The following is an 18,534-nucleotide window of genomic DNA, read 5'->3' on the forward strand; positions in this document are numbered from 1 at the left end:
GCCGAAATCATCATTCTTGAAAGAAGTAATTCCTAAGCAATCTGCCCTCCCTCTTTTAGTCTTTTTGTAGAAAACGAACCTCATGTTTAAGGGAGAAAAAACCACAGAACACCCAAATATGCCATTCCATTTTAATAAATTGGGGTCATGAAACTGCACATAAAAAATATGGTATGTAACCGCTGCATTATAGCAGTAGAAAACGCAGTTTCTAATACGCTTGGCATCCAAATAAGCCACATTCAACTTGGAGAAGTAGAACTCACCTCCCCTATTTCAGATGAAGAAAAAAAGCGACTTGACACCCAACTCCAATTACTTGGTTTTGAGTTGCTCGACAATGAAAAATCAGAACGAGTAACACAAATCAAAAGCCTCATTATTAATGAAATTCATCATGGCGTAGGTTTAAAACAAGAGAATGAAAATTTCTCTGTTTTCATTGCTTCTAAAATGGGATACGACTACTCCTACTTAAATGAGTTATTTTCTTCTTTAGAAGGAAAAACCATTGGCCAATACATTACACTTCAAAAAATTGAGCGCGCCAAAGAGCTCATTATTTACGACCAGCTAGGCTTGGCCGCCATTGCCGACCAACTGGAGTATAACAGTGCACAATACCTTTCGGCACAATTCAAAAAAACCACAGGCATGACACCCTCGGAGTTTAAAAAATTAGGGCTTCGAAAATCTATAGATTACCATTAGCTAGAAAAAGCGTACATCCAATCTGATTTTGTGTACGCTATCATTTTCTCCACTTCACCACCTTTGTTCCAACAAATTCTAAATCAAAAATGGAACATCAATATCAAATTACCGGAATGACTTGTGAAGGCTGCAAAGCTAAAGTGCGTAGAACTTTAGAAGCTTTCTCTGAAGTAACAGAAGCCAACATCAACTTGGCAGATGGCATTGCAACCATCAAAATGAATAGTCATGTCAACACCGCTCAATTTCAATCAGCATTATCAGAAAAAGGCAATTACACCATCTCCGAAGTACACTCAAACCCCATGAACACAATGACCATGGAAGAAGAACCAAAAGGCTTTTTTGCCACCTATAAGCCGCTTCTCTTAATTGTTACTTTTATAGCAGGAGTAAGTGTTTTGACTCAAACCCCTTTAGATTCATTTTCTGGAATGCTATGGATGCGCTATTTTATGGCAGGCTTCTTTATTGTTTTCTCATTTTTTAAACTACTCAACCTTCAAGGCTTTGCCGATTCATATAGAATGTATGATATAGTTGCTGAAAAATGGAAAGGCTGGGGCTACATCTATCCTTTTGTTGAGTTAGCCTTAGGCTTGGCTTATCTTACAAATTGGAATCCCAATATTACCAATTGGACCACTGTTATAGTACTGGGAGTAAGCACTATTGGCGTAGTAAAAAGTAACTTGAACAAACGAAAAATTAAGTGCGCTTGCCTTGGCGATGTATTTAATCTTCCTATGAGCACTGTAACTGTTGTTGAAGACGTTACCATGGTGGCAATGGCCGCATTTATGTTGAATGTTTAAATCTTAATTCCTGAGTTATGGAACACACAAATCACGAAGGCCCTCACATACACCATGACCATTCCATGCATGAAAATCATAAGGAACATCATAAACATGCAGGCCATGGTCACCACGGTCACGATCACGGCAACATGATTGAAGACTTTAAAAGACGCTTTTATATCTGTCTTTTAATCAGCATTCCTGTTTTAGTGCTTTCCCCCATGATTCAAGGATTCTTCGGGTTTGAACTCACATTCGGTGGTGCTTCTTATGTTTCAGCAACCCTATCGTCATTCATTTTCTTTTATGGAGGGTGGCCCTTTTTAAAAGGCTTGAAAGATGAGCTTTCGAAGGGAGGGCCTGGCATGATGACACTAATAGCCATAGCCATCACCGTAGCTTGGGCATACAGCACAGCAGTTGTTTTCGGTTTATCAGGAAAAGTATTCTACTGGGAATTGGTTACCCTAATAGATATTATGCTTTTGGGTCATTGGATCGAAATGAAATCTGTAATGGGTGCTTCGAAGGCGTTAGAAAAGCTGGCCGAGCTTATGCCTTCTGAAGCCCATTTAGTTACAGAAGATGGGGTTAAAGACATTAAACTGAATGAGATACACAAAGGAGATATTATACTTATTAAACCCGGAGAAAAAATCCCAGCAGATGGGCTTATTGTTGAAGGTGAAAGCGAATTGGATGAAAGCGCACTTACTGGTGAAAGTAAGCCTGTTAGTAAAACCATTGATGATCAAGTGATCGGAGGTGCAATCAATATTGATGGATCGCTTAAAGTAAAAGTGAATACCGCTGGCGAAGACAGCTATCTGAACAAGGTAATTAAACTGGTAAAGGAAGCACAGCAAACAAAATCGAAAACACAAAACCTAGCAGATAAGGCAGCTGGAGCCTTAGCCTATGTGGCTATAATTGGCGGTCTAACCACCCTGATTTATTGGTGGTTCTTTAGCGATCAAGATTTCAACTTCGCTTTGGAACGCATGGTCACGGTCATGATCATTACATGTCCCCATGCCTTGGGGCTTGCTGTGCCTTTGGTATCAGCCATTTCAACTACCTATTCAGCCAAAAACGGCCTGTTGATCAGAAACCGAACTGCCTTTGAAAACTCAAGAAAGATTACCGCCATTGTTTTTGATAAAACAGGCACTTTGACCAAAGGTGAATTTGGTGTGAAAGAAATCTGTGTAATGGATAGCAACATAGACAAAAATGAGTTGTTAACTGTTGCCGCAGCAATAGAGCAAGAATCGGAGCACCCTATTGCTAAAGGTATTGTGAGGCACGCCAAAAAACAAAAACTCAACTTGCCTTCCATTAGCAGCTTTAAGGCAGAAAAAGGAAAGGGGGTTGAAGCTCTAATTGATGACATACAATTCAAAATAGTTAGCCCTGGATACTTGAAGGAAGTTGGTCTTGAAATACCGAATGAAGCATTTGACAATTCCTCTGAAACTGTAGTTTTTATATTAAAGGAAAACACTTTAGCAGGTTACCTTAAACTGACCGATAGCATTAGAGATGAAAGTCAAGATGCCATCCATCTTCTTCAGAAAAAAGGAATTAAAACCTATATGGCCACTGGCGATAACAGCCAAACCGCCAAGTCTGTATCCGATCAATTAGGGCTTGATGGTTATTACAGTGAAGTATTGCCACATCAGAAATCCGAAATCATAACCGAGCTTCAACAGAAAGGAAACTTTGTAGCAATGACTGGCGATGGAGTAAACGATGCACCGGCATTGGCCAAAGCCGATGTAGGAATAGCAATTGGGTCAGGTACCGATGTGGCTGCCGAAACAGCAGATATTATTTTAACAGAAAGTAGCCCTAAAGACATCACACGTTTGATAGAATTTGGACAAGCAACTTACCGTAAAATGATACAAAACTTGGTTTGGGCCACTGGCTACAATGTGGTAGCAATACCATTGGCTGCCGGAACACTTTTTAACCAGGGCATTATGATTAGTCCAGCCGTGGGGGCCGCACTAATGAGTTTAAGCACCATTGTATGTGCAGTAAATGCACAGCTTCTGAAAAAACAGATCAGCAATAAAGAAGGTTGAAATAATTAAGTTCAACTAAATAAATATCCATTTGAAACACTATTGCAAGGTATCTTGAATTAGATTTGTGACATGCAGTGGTCAAAGACCTTCATGGCCTTATTAATTCTCTTTTTTAGCCTTATGCCTTGTGCCGAAGGTTGGGAAGTAGATAATTGCGCAAACGAGAATGGAATTCACGCAGAATCTGAGCCAATAGATTCGCATGAAGAAACAGACACTTGCACTCCATTTTGTGCTTGCGCTTGCTGCCATATTCCACTCACTTCAACCTACTTATTTCTAGAAATGCCTGAAAACGACCCACCTGTTGATTTCATAGTTGAAGTATCGGGAAGTATTACCCCTCCGCTATTTGAAATTTGGCAGCCTCCTAAAATCTAGTATTCGTTCAGAATACAGTTAGATTTTCAATTCAAATTCAATTAAAAAATGATCAAAAGATTCTTTTTAGCATCTGTATTAATGATGCTTTTCACCCATATGGCCATTGGTCAAAACAGCATTAGGTTTCAGGTTTTTGATGAAGAAACCAACGAACCACTTGTCGGAGCTACAGCTTTTGTAAGCACTACCAAAGGCGGAATATCGGATAGTCAAGGGTTTGTTACGCTCACCAATTTAAGTGGAACACAAGTAGAAGTTCGTTTTTCTTTTGTAGGTTATGAAACACAAACCAACACTTATGTTTTTAGCGAAGTAGGTAACGAAACCATCAAAATTATGATGGAATCGGCTACTGAAGAGCATGAGGAAGTAGCCATTGTTACAGCCACCCGTTCCAGTAGAAGTATTGAGGAAATTCCAACGCGAATCGAGTTTTTAGGAACAGAGGAGTTGGAAGAAAAAGCAGTGATGAAATCGGCCAACATTGCCATGCTGCTTCGCGAAAGTACGGGTATCCAAATGCAGATTACTTCACCAAGCTCGGCCAATCAGAGCATCAGAATTCAAGGTTTAGACGGACGTTACACTCAACTATTAAAGGACGGATTTCCACTTTATGGTGGTTTTTCTGGCGGTTTGAGCATTATGCAAATCCCACCTTTAGACCTAAAACAAGTTGAAGTTATCAAAGGCAGTAATGCCACTTTGTATGGTGGTGGTGCCATTGCGGGTTTGGTAAACTTGGTAAGTATTCAGCCCGAAGACGAAGCAAGATTTAGGTTAATGCTAGATCAAACTTCGGCCGGAGGTACAACCGTGAACACTTTTTACGCCAAACGAAACGACAAATTTGGAATGAGTTTATTTGCTTCTGGCGGTTTACAAAAAGCTTACGATGTAAACGATGATAATTTCTCCGACATCCCTGAATCAAAAGCTTTAACCTTCAACCCTACTTTCTTTTATTACCCAAGTGCCGACAGTAAAATCAGACTGGCCCTAAGTGGTACTTTTGAAGATCGACTGGGTGGAAATTTAGACGCTATTGATGCGGAACAAAGTAACGCAAACGCTTATTTACAAGAGAATAACACCAATAGGCTTTCTTACCAGTTGAGTTATGAGAAGAATTGGGATGCGAACAGGTCGTTCACAATCAAAAACAGTTTGTTGAGTTTTGACCGCACTATTCAGGAGCCAAGCTTGACGTTTAATGGTCAGCAATACGCCACTTTCAGCGAGGCGGCTTATTCTTTCGGAAGAGACAAAAGCAGATGGATTGTAGGTGCAAACCTTTATTCTGACAACTTTACGGAAGACAGTGGCACAAACAATAATCGTAATTATGAGCAAATAACTACTGGTGCTTTTATTCAACAAGTAGAACAAGTTTCAGAAACATTCTCAATCGAATCAGGCGTTAGACTTGACTACAACAATGATTATGGTTGGTTTGCACTTCCGAGAGTAGCACTTTTCTACAACCCTGCTTCTAAGTTTTCTTACCGACTGGGCGGTGGACTTGGATACAAAACGCCAACCATCTTTACAGAAGATACCGAGCGGTTATCTTTCAGAGGTTTAGATGCTTCGAACTTAACCAGCCTTGATGCCGAAAAATCTTTTGGTGGAAACTTCGATATCAACTACAAAACCGCCATTGGCGAACGTTGGACTTTCAGTGTAAATCAGTTGTTTTTCTATACCCAACTAAACGATCCATTGGCGCTTCGTCAGGTTCCACTTACGAGTTCATTCAGGTTCGAAAATGCTAGTGACCATATGCGATCTCAAGGCTTGGAAACCAATTTAAAACTGACTTACAATGATTTCAAATTGTTCTTCAATTATGCCCTAATTGATGCGCAAGAGAAGTTTGACAACCGAAACGACCAAAAGCCATTGACGGCCAAACATAACATTGGGGCGGTTTTGGTGTATGAAGAAGAAGGGAAATGGAGAATTGGGCTTGAGGCCTACTACACTGGCGAACAATACCGAAGAGATTTGACCAGAACGGACAATTACTGGATTACTGGCTTAATGGTGTTGCGTAAATTCAAGCACATTAGCCTCTACAGTAACTTCGAAAACTTTTCTGACACACGTCAATCTAAGTTCGAAAACATCGATTTGGGTTCCAATATGAGTCCATCTGACCTTGACATCTGGGCACCACTAGAAGGCTTTGTGGTGAACTTTGGAGTCATAATCGACTTTGGTCATTCAGAACATCATTAAACAATAAAGCCACGCTCCAATATTATTGGAGCGTGGCTTATTAATTTTCATCAAAAATGGAACAAAGGCTAGATCAATTCTTAGTGACCATGACCTCCGCCCTCGCTGTTCTTGGCTTTTCCCAATAAGGCATAGGCACCATTAATAATTAACTGCACTTCCGACATTTCGATAGAAGGGTCAGTGAAAGTAACTTCGGTATAGCCTTCCTCCGTATTGCCTTTTACTACCTCTAGCATCTCAAATTCGTGCATTGTTGTACCCTCCTCTTCCTTTTCTTCACCATAAGCAAATACATAATGTTTGCCATCAAAACGCACTATGGTGTTGTCTGGCACCACCCATGCCTCGTGACTACCTAATTCAATATTAGCGGAAACATACATACCAGGTAATAAGCCTTCATATTTCTCTTCCATATGACCGTGCACGGTCATGGATCGGTCTTCTCGCACCCCGCTGCCTACCAAAAACACTTCCGCATCGAGGGTTGGCCCATTTGAGTTGGTAAGGTTAAAACGAATGCGTTGACCTTTTTTCACTTTAGGAATATCACTTTCATACACCGTGAGTTCAACATGCAAATCTTCAGCATTTGTAATGTCCATGATGGCATCTTGAGGCGACACATATTTACCAATGTTGGTGTATACATCGCGCACGGAGCCTGACACTGGTGAATATATTTTAACGGAAGAAGTTACCTCGCCCCCTACAATTTTCTCTGGTGAAAAGCCAATGAGTTTTAGCCTCTGCTCCATGGTTTTAAGTTTGGCCTCATTCATTAGGTACACACTTTTAGCTTGCTGAAAAGATTTACCTGATGCTACATTTTCTCCATAAAGGGCTTCCTGTCTATCAAATTCTGTTTTTAGAAATTCGCGGTTGGCCATACTCTCCAAATACTCTTGCTGAAATTGAATAAACTCTGGATTTTCGATCTCCACCAATAACTGACCTTTTTTCACTTGCGTGCCAGGCAACATTTCTGTGTACTTCACAAAACCACCATAAGGCATATTGATTGAAACATTACTTTGTGGCGGTACGTCAATCACTCCATTTACGCTTAATTCGGAACCAATAATTTGCTTCTTGATACTTCCTATTTGAATATCGGCCTGATCGTATTGGGCCTGCGTAAATTCAAGGTGCTCTTCACCTTCTTCTCCAATTTCTATAGACTCAACTGAATTATTACCGCAAGCCATCGTAAGCACAACAAGTGCTAAGAGGAATGCATTTCTGATATATTTATTTGTTGTCTTTTTCATCTCTATATATTTTGATTATTGAACCCCAGAAATGAATTCAATTTGAATAGTAATTTGATTGTACTGATTAAGGATTTCTAAGTGATTGAAACCAATGGAAAGCGCTCTGTTGAGTCCGTCAATGTATTCTACATAACCAATTTCACCACTTTCAAATCCCCTTTGTGCCTGCTTCAAAATAAGCTCAGATTGCGGTAAAGCTTCTTTTTTGTAATACTCAAGGCTTGTTAATGCCTTTTGGTATTGTTGAAAAAGTGAACTGAGCTGACTCTGTAGTTCATTGCTTTTGGCAGCGAGTAAAGCACTAGATTGTTCCTTTCTCAACTCGGCAGCTTTTACATTGGCACGCTGCGCTTTCATTCCGAAAAGAGAAATCCCAAGACCAATTTGAACGCCCGAAAAACGGTCGCTAGAACTGAAGTTGGTAGGCACACCAGCCCTCGTTTCGCCAGGCCCATTAAACGATTGGTTGAAATAGCCGAGGTTTATTTCGGGCAACATCCTTGAACGCTCCACCTGCTTTTCATTTTCAGCTATTTCTATCTGCTGTTTAAACCAAGCCAAGGTGGGGTTATTTGAAACTTGAGGTGATACCAACATTGCTTCAATGTTTCGCTGATCAAGATCATCCTCCGCAATTTCAATTTCTTCCGACACATTGAGTAAAGCTTTTAGCTGATGTTTTAAAATCTGAATATCAGCCTCATTTTGGGCAATCAGCACTTTGATTTCTGCCACTTGTGCTTCTGCCGTAGCTTTCTCTAACAAATTACTTTCGCCTGTTTTAAAACGTAATTCTGCTGCGCGCACAAAACGCTCATAAATTTGGTCTTGCTCAAGCAGTAAATCTCGTTTGTTTTTCTCCTTCCACAATTCAAACCAAGTAGATTTAACACGTTGTACCAGTTCGTTTAGGGTAGCCGTTTCCATCCATTCGCTACCTTTTATTCTCGCCTCAGCCAATTTGCCTTGGTTGGTATATAGGGTTGGAAAAGCAAAGCTCTGACTAACGGATATGCGGCTGTCATTGTTAAAATCACTGTTGGTTTGGCCGTACTCTAAGCCAAAATTAGTCTTCGACAAATTCCAACTGCCTTTGCGCAAGGCTTGCTGTTCTTGCGTTTCTATTTGGGCAGCTCTTAAAGTTGGGTTGTTCTTAATGGCTGTGGCTATGGCTGAGTCAACGGATGGAAAAACCAATGGTCTTTCTTGCGCCTGAATATTGACAGGTGATAACATGCCAAGCCCCAGAATAAAGAACAAAGCCACGGTACTCCTTCTTACTTTTACCGTTCGTTCGAAATAGTAATACAAAATAGGCAGCACTACCAAAGTAAGGAAGGTGGCCGTAACCAAACCACCAATCACTACGGTGGCGAGTGGCTTTTGTACTTCGGCTCCTGATGTATTGGAAAGCGCCATTGGAAGAAAGCCCAAAGAAGCCACAGAGGCCGTCATAATTACCGGGCGAAGCCTTACAAATGTGCCCTTATAAATTCGCTCAAAAACATCGGTAACTCCTTCTTTTTTAAGGCTGTTGAACTCAGCAATCAATACAATTCCGTTGAGCACCGCTACCCCAAAAAGAGCAATAAAACCAACCCCAGCCGAAATGCTAAAAGGCATTCCTCTAAGCGATAAAGCGAAAATTCCGCCTATTGCTGAAAGTGGTATAGCGGTAAAAATCAGAAGGCTTTGCTTTACCGAACGGAACGTAAAATATAGCAGTACAAAAATTAAAAGTAAAGCCAATGGAACCGCCACGCTTAGACGCTTCTTGGCTTCAACCAAATTCTCAAACTGGCCTCCGTAGGTGATTGTATAACCCGTTGCTAGTTCAACAGAGGTATCTACTTTTTCTTGAATTTCGGTGACTATGCTCTGTACATCACGGTTTCTTACGTTAAAACCGACAATGATTCTTCTGCGTGTATCGTCTCGTTGAATTTGATAAGGCCCTTCTTTTACTTGCACATCGGCCACTTGATAAAGTGGAATTTGATGTCCATCTGCCCGGCTTATATAAAGGTTGCTCACATCCGACAGCCTTTCACGTCTGTTTTCTTCTAGCCGAATCACCAAATCATAACGCTGTTCGCCTTCATAAACTACGCCTGCGGAGGCTCCAGCAAATGCTGTCTGTACGGTTTGATTAACCTCTTTTACGCTCAAACCATATTTTGCCAACTGGTCTCTTTTATAGTCAATTATAATTTGAGGAACCCCAGTAACCTCTTCAATATACAGATCTACCGCACCTTCAACGGTATTGGCGATCTCGCCAATTTGATTGGCATATGCTGAAAGTTGGTCTAAGTCTTCACCATAAATTTTAATGGCCACATCTTGCCGAACGCCAGTCATTAATTCGTTAAAGCGCATTTGAATGGGCTGAAGAAAACCAAAAGTTACTCCGGGAATTACCTCCAAGGCCTCTCCCATTTTATTGGCCAGTTCCTCCCTGTTGGTGGCTGAAGTCCATTCATCTTTGTTTTTCAAAATGATCATCATGTCGGCAGCTTCAGGTGGCATTGGGTCTGTTGGAATTTCCCCTGCTCCAATTTTTGACACTACTTGTTCTACTTCTGGAAATTGATCGAGAAGAATCTTCTCTGCTTGAGTAGTTGCCTCAATTGTAGTTTGAAGCGAACTGCCCGTTAACACTCGTGTTTCAACGGCAAAATCACCTTCTTCCAACGTAGGAATAAATTCACCTCCCATATTAGAAAACACCCATAATGCGGCTGAAAACAACAGTACAGAAAAGCCGATAATCAATGGGCGTTTGTGCATTACCCACCGAATCACTGGATCGTAAAGTCTGTGTAAGAAAGCCATGATATGGTCAGAAACATTCTTCTTTTGGCTCGGCCTTTTACTCATCACCAAAGCCGACATCATAGGCACATAGGTAAGTGAAAGAATGAATGCTCCAAGAATGGCGAAGGCTACGGTTTGGGCCATTGGGCCAAACATTTTACCTTCTGTTCCCACCAATGCTAAAATTGGTAAGTATACAATCAGGATAATGATTTCACCAAAGGCAGCTGAGGTTCTAATTTTACTAGCGGCCTTGTAGACTTCATCATCCATTTCAAACTGAGTGAGTTTTCGATTAACCTTAAGCTTGGTTAAATGATGCATTGTGGCTTCTACAATAATCACCGCTCCGTCTACAATCAAACCAAAATCAATAGCTCCTAAACTCATCAGATTACCCGATACCCCAAAGAGGTTCATCATGGAAAAAGCAAAGAGCAAAGCCAGTGGAATTACAGAAGCCACAATAATGCCTGCCCTAAAATTGCCAAGCAGCAAAAGGAGAATGAAAATTACAATTAAGGCTCCTTCAATAAGATTCTTGGTCACAGTGCCAATGGCATGATCTACTAATTTACTTCGATCCAAAAAAGGTCTAATCTCTACACCTTCTGGAAGTGTTTTTTCAATTTCGGTAATCCTATTTTTAACATTCTTGATTACTTCTGCCGAATTTTCACCTTTCAGCATCATAACAATGGCACTGACCACCTCGCCTTCTCCATTACGGGTGGTTGCTCCGTAGCGCACCGCACTTCCTAACTGTACCTTTGCTGCATCCTTAATAAGGATTGGAATTCCTTCATTGTTGTTCTTAATGAGGATGCTCCGAATGTCATCCAAATCATTCACCAAGCCTTCGCTTCTAATAAAGAGTGCTGTTTCGTTCTTTTCTATATAAGCACCGCCCGTATTTTGGTTATTATCTTCCAGTGCCTTAAAAATTTCGGCAATGGAAACATTCATGCTTTTCAAGCGGTCTGGATCAATTGCGATTTCAAACTGCTTTAAGTAGCCACCAAAACTGCTTACATCAGCAACTCCGGGTGTTCCCAGCAGTTGTCTTCGCACTATCCAGTCTTGAATACTGCGTAATTCTCTGGCGTCATATTTATCTTCATAACCGGGCTTAGGCTCTACCACATACTGATAAATTTCGCCCAAACCTGTGGTTACTGGCGCCATACTTGGCATTCCAGCCCCAGCAGGAATTTGCTCTTGGGCTTCAACCAATCGTTCGTTTACTTGTTGACGTGCCCAATACACATCTACTTTCTCTTCGAAAACAATAGTAACTACCGAAAGACCAAACCTTGAAAAAGATCTTATTTCTTCAATTTGAGGTATCGTGGCCATTGTAATTTCAATGGGAAAAGTAATGAGCCGCTCTACTTCTTCGGCTGCTAAAGCAGGCGAGGTAGTAATTACTTGTACCTGATTGTTTGTGATGTCGGGCACTGCATCTATGGGGAGTTGGGTTAATGAATAACCACCCCAAATAATCAGACCTAGGGTAAATAACCCAATGATCAGCTTATTCTTTATGGAAAATGAAATGAGTTTATCCATGCTTTTACATTGATGATTTGCTTTGAGCGAATGGATCTAATGAAAATCGGGCATGCCGATAATCAGCCTTGCTTTAACCAAGGCAATAGATTACTGCTCAAAAATTTGAAAAATTCTTAATGAAATTTGAAGTATGCCTCTACCACACTACTGTATGTAGAAACATAAAATCGATATGAAATGCTAAAGCTTGGGTGGTTGAAAAAAGCCAAAATCAGGCGCTACCACACCTTTACTCACACCTTCTTGATAAAATGTAGAAGGCTTTTCAAATACAAAATTAGCTACAATTGAAGTAGCCATATGGGTATGACAGCAATGGCAACTGCAAAACGGAGAACATAAATCTAAGTGAGGCAATGGGGCAGCTGTTAGCTCCAAGTATGAAACGGAAGCCTCTATTTGTACTTCTCCGCTTACAGGTGCTCCATCCCCACAAGGGAAAGTAGACAACCCGAAAATGGTAAGCGCCAAAAAGAGCGTTATAAGTTTCATTAAATGCAAATGTAGGGCAAAAGCATGTGCAACTGGATTGCAAAGGTCAGGTAAATTACCAGGTGTATAGATTCAGGCTGAGATCACTAACTTTGTTATACCTTAGCCGTAAGCCCATTCATAATATTAAATAAATGAACCTTAAAACATCTGCCCTACTTCTATCTGCCTTTGTCATGGCCTGTTCTTCGCCACAAAAAACGGAGAAAGCAAAACCCAAATCTAAAGTTCAAGAAATTGTAGATAAAGCCATTGCATTTCATGGTATGGAAGGCCTAAACAAGGCTGAGTTTTCACTCACCTTCAGAAATATTGATTACACTTATAAAAACAACAACGGGATGTTTGAGTACACCCGCACCCAAACCGACAGTATTGGCCAAACGGTTTTAGATATAATGAATAACAATGGTTTGGTAAGGCTAACTGATGGCGACACCACAGAAATTACGGAAGAGAAAAGAGCTGCTTACACCCGTTCTGTTAACTCTGTTATTTACTTTTTTCGATTACCCTTTGGGTTAAATGATGCCGCGGTAAATAAAACTTATGTGGGCGAAAAAGAAGTGAAGGGCAAAACCTATTACGAGGTAAAAGTCACTTTTGCCCAAGAAGGTGGCGGTGAAGATTTTGATGATGTATTTCTTTATTGGTTTGATAAAGAAGATTACAGTATGGATTACTTGGCCTATTTATACCATACCGATGGAGGAGGAATGCGTTTTCGCGAAGCAATTAATGCACGAAGAATTGAAGGAGTTCTGATTCAAGACTACGTAAACCTAAAGCCAGAAGATGAGCGAATGGACATTATGAATATAGCAGAACTGTATAACGCTGGCGAACTTGAGGTACTTTCTCAGATCATAAATGAAGATGTAAAGTTTACGCTCAATAAGTAAAGTTGAAAGTGGTTAACCTCCCAACTAACCTTTCACCATAAGTTTTAAACCACCTCGACAAAAAGCTGAATACGCTAAAAAAATAAATCAATAATTTAAGACATATAATTCTATTGCTATGTCTTTTAATTTTTCAGAATGGTGGGATACCCTTGAAACTACCCATAAAATTTATTGGGGTTTGGCCATTCCATTTTCCATCATTTTCATTATCCAAATGATCTTGACCTTTGTTGGAGGTGAAGTAGATGTTGATGGAGACCCAGATTTTGACGTAGACCATGATGGCGGTGCGGGCTTCCAGTTTTTCACCTTAAAAAACTTTATTGGCTTCTTTACCATTTTTTCTTGGGCAGGAATTGCATCAATAGATTCGGGCTATAGCGGCCTGACAACGCTAATCATCGCTACAGTATCAGGCCTGATTATGATGACCATAATGGCCTCACTTTTCTACTTTTTCAGTAAACTTACCGACAGCGGCACCATGAACATCAACAATGCAAAAGGCGGAATTGGTGAAGTGTATATGCGTATCTCAGCAGAAAGAGGTAATGTAGGTAGAGTATTGATTAAGGTGCAGGGCTCTTTAAGAGAACTGGAAGCCATAACCGATGACGAAATAGACATCCCAATGGGCTCGGTTGTCAATGTAAAAGACGTCATCAACAACAATATACTTTTAGTATCTAAAAATTAACCTAATCAATATGAGCGAAACTTTTATCATTTTAATTGCCGTTGTCACGGTCTTTATTTTTGTAATGCTGATTGGCCTCTTTAAGAGGTACAAACGATGTCCTTCAGATAGAATTTTAGTGGTTTACGGAAGAGTAGGGAACAATGCCGGCACCGACACTGGCCGCTCTGCAAAGTGTATCCATGGAGGTGCGGCATTTGTTTGGCCTGTAATTCAAGACTATGCCTTTCTAGACCTCACTCCTATTTCTATTGAAGTAAACTTAACCAATGCACTGAGTAGACAAAATATTCGTGTGGATGTTCCTTCAAGGTTTACGGTGGGTATTTCTACTGAAGAAGGTGTAATGACCAATGCTGCCGAAAGACTTTTAGGTCTTTCTCAACAAAATATACATGACCTAGCCAAAGACATTATTTTCGGTCAGTTGCGTTTGGTGGTTGCTACTATGGATATTGAAGAAATTAATTCTAATAGAGATAAATTCTTGGCCAACGTAGCTTCTAATGTTGAAGCGGAATTGAAAAAAATTGGTTTAAAGCTGATTAACGTAAACGTAACCGACATTAAGGATGAGTCGGGTTATATTGAAGCGTTAGGTAAAGAAGCCGCAGCAAAAGCCATTAACGATGCTCGCCAGAGTGTAGCTGAGAAAAACAGGGATGGACTTATCGGTGAAGCAAATGCTCATCAAGATCAACGTACTCAAGTAGCAGCAGCGGTAGCACAGGCAAAGATTGGTGAGGCTAATGCGCAGAAAAATGAAAGAATTGAAATCGCAAATGCTGAAGCGCTGGCCAAAATGGGAGAAGCTGATGCTCAAAAAGACGAAAGAATAAAAATTGCCGATGCAAATGCTCGAGCAGTTGAAGGTGAAAACACCTCTAGAATTATTATTGCTAAATCTGATGCAGAAAGAAGATCAGAGCAAGCAGAAGCAGAAAGGTTGGCCATAGCCGCAGAAAAAGTAAAAGAGGCCAAAGCATTAGAGGAGGCCTATAAAGCTCAAAAAGAAGCAGAAAATGCTAGAGCCGAAAGAGACCGTTCTACGCAAAACGCTAACATTGTTATACCTGCCGAAATAGGCAAAAAGAAGATTGAGATTGATGCTGAAGCTGAAGCTGAGAATGTAAGAAGAAGAGCAAAAGGTGAGGCGGATGCAATATTCTTAAAAATGGACGCTGAGGCACGTGGTATCTATGAGATATTAAGTAAACAAGCAGAAGGCTTTAAACAACTTGTTCAAGCAGCAGGTGATGACAGTAAAGACGCTGTAATGATTATGATTGCAGATAAACTACCTGAATTAGTAAGACTTCAAACTGAGGCCATCAAGAACATTAAAATTGATAAGGTTACAGTATGGGACAACGGTGGTGGTAATGGACCAGAAACAAAAGGCTCTACTGCTAATTTTATTTCTGGACTTTACAAATCAGTACCTCCTTTACAAGAGATGTTTAATATGGCTGGAATGCAATTACCTGAATATTTGAAAGGTAAAAATGTTGACGAAATTCAGGAAATGGCCGAAGAAATTAAGGCCAAAGGAGAAACTGAAGAAGAGTCTAACTAGTCACATCGGTTAACAATAAGATCAAAAGTCAAGTCGAAAGGCTTGACCTTTTTTATTGCAGAACAGTCGCTCGGCTGTGCCGGGTGATAGATAGTTTACTGCGTTTTGCCCACTATATAGTTAATCCCTTAAGGAATAGATTTCCGTCACTCGCTACAAGCGAGCGACTGAGTTTTGAATCTAATTATCTTAACAGTCGCTCGGCTGTGCCGAGTGACAATTAGCGTTTTGGCATCTTGCCAACATTACATTCTGCTAGTTCTCAGTGGTGAATTGGGGTTTGCACTTGAATACTGCCAAAACTCCCCATCCGTCACCAAGCCTGCTTCAACAGGGTTATTTCGAATGTATTCAGTTTTCTGGTATTGAATATGGGCAGAATTAAGTTCGATTGGGTAGTTAGTTTTTTGCCAGAACATATATTTTGCATTCTGCCGATAGTATTTCGCATTGAACTCAAACATATGCAAAAGCCATTTCGAACGACTCTCATATTGCTGATTCTCTCCTATTTCCTTTATGATTTGTTTTGCAGTAAAGCTCTTAAAATCACGTAATATGAAATTCAAATTTCCATCTAAAGATTGAGCAATCATATGAATATGACTGGGCATAATTACATATTCAAAAACTATCAAACCTTTATTCTTAATACAAAAGTTAAGGCTCTCAACAATTTTATCGCAATAGGCCTGCCTAGTAAATATATCAATCCAATCTACAACGGTTAGTGTAATAAAGTAGGGCAGATCAGTATTCGACTTCCTTAATTCTGACATAGATTTAATCAAAGTATTCTTTGAATATAATAAACCCTAGTTTTAAAAACTACCCGTCACTCGCTACAAGCGAGCGACTGAGTTCTGAGCATTAATATTTTAACAGTCGCTAGGCTTTACTGAGTGATAGTCCAACTAGTCACATCGGTTAACAATAAGATCAAAAGTCAAGTCGAAAGGCTTGACTTTTTTATTGCAGAACAGTCGCTCAGCTGTGCCGAGTGATAGATAGTTTACTGCGTTTTGCTCACTATATAGTTAATCCCTGAAGGAATAGATTTCCGTCACTCGCTACAAGCGAGCGACTGAGTTTTGAATCTAATTATCTTAACAGTCGCTCGGCTGTGCCGAGTGACAATTAGCGTTTTGGCATCTTGCCAACCTTATTCTTAGTCAATTGAATGACAACATGATAAAAACTAGTAGTAACCTTTTCCTTTCTAATGATCCACTCTTACATTTTATTCAGCGATTGTGTAATATGGCAGCATGAATAAGAAAGTAACCATCGGAGTTGTACAGGCTGCACCAGAATACCTAAACGTTGAGAAATCCATGCAAAAGGTGGAAGCACTTTTAAGAGAAGCTGCTGCCAAAGGGGCTCAGCTTGTCACTTTTGGAGAAACTTGGTTTACTGGCTACCCCGCTTGGATTGACTACTGCGATGAGTACGCCCGTTGGGACTTTCCCGCTACCAAAACCGTTTTCGCCAGAACACATGCACATAGTTTAGATGTAAATGGGCCTGAGGTAAAACAAATTGGGGAATGGGCCAAAGAACTAGGCGTAGTGGTGGTGATGGGTATCAATGAAAAAGTAACTTCTGGAATCGGCAACGGCACGATTTATAACAGCCTTCTGACATGGAGTGAAAAAGGAGAACTTGCCAACCATCACCGAAAACTAATGCCAACACATACAGAAAAGTTACTTTATGGTCAAGGTGATGGTGCAGGGTTGCAAGCAGTAGACACCCCTTTTGGACGAATTGGCGGATTGATTTGTTGGGAGCATTGGATGCCGCTAACACGCCAAACCATGCACAATTCTGGTGAACATATTCACGTGGCCGTTTGGCCTAAAGTTCATGAAATGCTACAAGTAGCAACACGTTCTTATGCATTTGAAGGCCGTTGCTTTGCCGTTGGTGTTGGACAAATTATGCGGGTGAAAGACATTCCTTCTGAGCTTAAACTTCCCCCAGAATTTGAAGGCAAACCCGAACATATGATTCTGAATGGTGGCAGCTGTATTTTTGGACCAAGTGGAGAAACCATTTTAGCTCCTCAATGGGGTGTTGAAGGTATATTCACTGCCGAAGTAGACCTTAACAAATGTTATGAAGAACGATTGGCTTTGGATGTAACCGGACATTATCAGCGCCACGATGTTTTTGAGCTGACTGTAAACAAAAAAAGACCGAAGTAAATCGGTCTTTTATATCTCTTTTGGGCTAAGTTACTTACAGTCTTTACGCTCGTCAATTGTCTCAGCATATTCCCATTTATTGATAACAAACTTAGGATCACCAATGCTAGTGCTGAAACCAGAAAGTGAGTAAGTATAAACAGTTCCCATGCTATCAATGGCTGAAATCTTAGTGAGGTTGTCACCATCCACCGTCAAGTGTAATTCTGTATACGGCCTAGTAGTAGTAGGTACTAACTTAATCATGTTTCCGTCCATTGTTGCTTTATGCTCATAAGCATAGAAAGTCAACAAGTTGCCATAATCTACAATAGCCTCTGTGTTCTTACCAGGGCAGAAATATAGAATCTGGGAATGATCTTCCTCCTTTGTTCCTACATACTCCACTTTACCATCGTTTAGCCAAGTCTCATTAGGCCCATATTTCAAAATATATTTTTCGCCTTTCACAACCAGTGTTCCTTCCTGAACATTTTTAAAACCCATATCCTCATTATTGGCTTCATAAACAATATTGAGCTTGTAATTAGGAACACTACCATACTTATTGGCCAGTTTGGTCACCAAGGCATCTGCATTTTGGGCAGATAGAACATGGTTTAAAGACACTACACATAAGAGTGACATTAAAAAAATCTTTACAGTGCGTTTCATCAGTACATACTTTAGTTTTGGAAAATCAATTTCTCCTCGATGGAAAAAAGGAATGTGACGGTATTTAGATTAATTGAGGAAGGTAAAAATAAAAAAATCCTG

Annotated in this window: 14 protein-coding genes; 9 read left to right on the top strand and 5 right to left on the bottom strand. The window is 40.3% G+C overall.

What is annotated here, in order from left to right; translation table 11 throughout:
• Positions 1 to 147: 147 nt before the first annotated feature.
• The 5 genes from OB69_RS16910 (at position 148) to OB69_RS16930 (ending at position 6,235) form a co-directional block, all read left to right on the top strand.
• A complete protein-coding gene (locus OB69_RS16910) occupies positions 148 to 711 on the top strand; it encodes a helix-turn-helix domain-containing protein (RefSeq protein WP_053224942.1) in 564 nt (187 codons plus the stop codon).
• Positions 712 to 800: 89 nt separating this feature from the next.
• Positions 801 to 1,529: a heavy-metal-associated domain-containing protein gene (locus OB69_RS16915; protein WP_053224943.1), complete on the top strand. Its 729-nt coding sequence runs from the start codon at positions 801 to 803 to the stop codon at positions 1,527 to 1,529.
• Between the two features lie 17 nt (positions 1,530 to 1,546).
• Positions 1,547 to 3,607, top strand: a complete 2,061-nt coding sequence (locus OB69_RS16920) for a copper-translocating P-type ATPase (protein WP_053224944.1) — start codon at positions 1,547 to 1,549, stop codon at positions 3,605 to 3,607.
• Between the two features lie 72 nt (positions 3,608 to 3,679).
• On the top strand, positions 3,680 to 3,991 hold the full coding sequence (locus tag OB69_RS16925) for a hypothetical protein (RefSeq protein WP_157608617.1): 312 nt from the start codon (positions 3,680 to 3,682) through the stop codon (positions 3,989 to 3,991).
• Between the two features lie 48 nt (positions 3,992 to 4,039).
• Complete coding sequence (locus tag OB69_RS16930) at positions 4,040 to 6,235, top strand: TonB-dependent receptor (protein WP_245620843.1); 2,196 nt, start codon at positions 4,040 to 4,042, stop codon at positions 6,233 to 6,235.
• A gap of 80 nt (positions 6,236 to 6,315) precedes the next feature.
• Here OB69_RS16930 and OB69_RS16935 read toward each other — a convergent pair whose 3' ends face one another.
• The 3 genes from OB69_RS16935 to OB69_RS16945 all read right to left on the bottom strand — a co-directional run bounded on the left by OB69_RS16935 (position 6,316) and on the right by OB69_RS16945 (position 12,393).
• The gene (locus OB69_RS16935) at positions 6,316 to 7,509 is read right to left on the bottom strand and encodes an efflux RND transporter periplasmic adaptor subunit (RefSeq protein WP_053224946.1); all 1,194 of its coding nucleotides are present in this window, start codon (positions 7,507 to 7,509) and stop codon (positions 6,316 to 6,318) included.
• A 15-nt stretch (positions 7,510 to 7,524) separates the two neighbouring features.
• The gene (locus tag OB69_RS16940; RefSeq protein WP_053224947.1) at positions 7,525 to 11,898 is read right to left on the bottom strand and encodes a CusA/CzcA family heavy metal efflux RND transporter; all 4,374 of its coding nucleotides are present in this window, start codon (positions 11,896 to 11,898) and stop codon (positions 7,525 to 7,527) included.
• A gap of 183 nt (positions 11,899 to 12,081) precedes the next feature.
• On the bottom strand, positions 12,082 to 12,393 hold the full coding sequence (locus tag OB69_RS16945; protein ID WP_053224948.1) for a DUF6660 family protein: 312 nt from the start codon (positions 12,391 to 12,393) through the stop codon (positions 12,082 to 12,084).
• A 134-nt stretch (positions 12,394 to 12,527) separates the two neighbouring features.
• Between OB69_RS16945 and OB69_RS16950 the strand changes: the two genes are divergently transcribed.
• From OB69_RS16950 to OB69_RS16960, 3 genes are all read left to right on the top strand, one after another.
• Positions 12,528 to 13,295 carry a DUF6503 family protein gene (locus tag OB69_RS16950; RefSeq protein WP_053224949.1) on the top strand — a complete coding sequence of 256 codons (768 nt, stop codon included), beginning with the start codon at positions 12,528 to 12,530 and terminating at the stop codon, positions 13,293 to 13,295.
• Between the two features lie 118 nt (positions 13,296 to 13,413).
• Complete coding sequence (locus tag OB69_RS16955; RefSeq protein WP_053224950.1) at positions 13,414 to 13,995, top strand: hypothetical protein; 582 nt, start codon at positions 13,414 to 13,416, stop codon at positions 13,993 to 13,995.
• Positions 13,996 to 14,005: 10 nt separating this feature from the next.
• Positions 14,006 to 15,571, top strand: a complete 1,566-nt coding sequence (locus tag OB69_RS16960; RefSeq protein WP_053224951.1) for a flotillin family protein — start codon at positions 14,006 to 14,008, stop codon at positions 15,569 to 15,571.
• 245 nt (positions 15,572 to 15,816) lie between these two features.
• Here the strand turns inward: OB69_RS16960 and OB69_RS16965 are convergent, their stop codons facing one another.
• Positions 15,817 to 16,350, bottom strand: coding sequence for an REP-associated tyrosine transposase (locus OB69_RS16965; protein WP_053224952.1), 534 nt, complete (start codon positions 16,348 to 16,350; stop codon positions 15,817 to 15,819).
• Positions 16,351 to 16,839: 489 nt separating this feature from the next.
• Here OB69_RS16965 and OB69_RS16970 point away from each other — a divergent pair, with 489 nt between their 5' ends.
• Positions 16,840 to 17,778: a carbon-nitrogen hydrolase family protein gene (locus OB69_RS16970; RefSeq protein ID WP_053224953.1), complete on the top strand. Its 939-nt coding sequence runs from the start codon at positions 16,840 to 16,842 to the stop codon at positions 17,776 to 17,778.
• Between the two features lie 30 nt (positions 17,779 to 17,808).
• Here the strand turns inward: OB69_RS16970 and OB69_RS16975 are convergent, their stop codons facing one another.
• On the bottom strand, positions 17,809 to 18,405 hold the full coding sequence (locus OB69_RS16975) for a hypothetical protein (RefSeq protein ID WP_157608618.1): 597 nt from the start codon (positions 18,403 to 18,405) through the stop codon (positions 17,809 to 17,811).
• Positions 18,406 to 18,534 lie beyond the last annotated feature (129 nt).

The sequence above is a fragment of the Roseivirga seohaensis subsp. aquiponti genome, from assembly GCF_001267955.1.
GTDB classification, from domain to species: domain Bacteria; phylum Bacteroidota; class Bacteroidia; order Cytophagales; family Cyclobacteriaceae; genus Roseivirga; species Roseivirga seohaensis.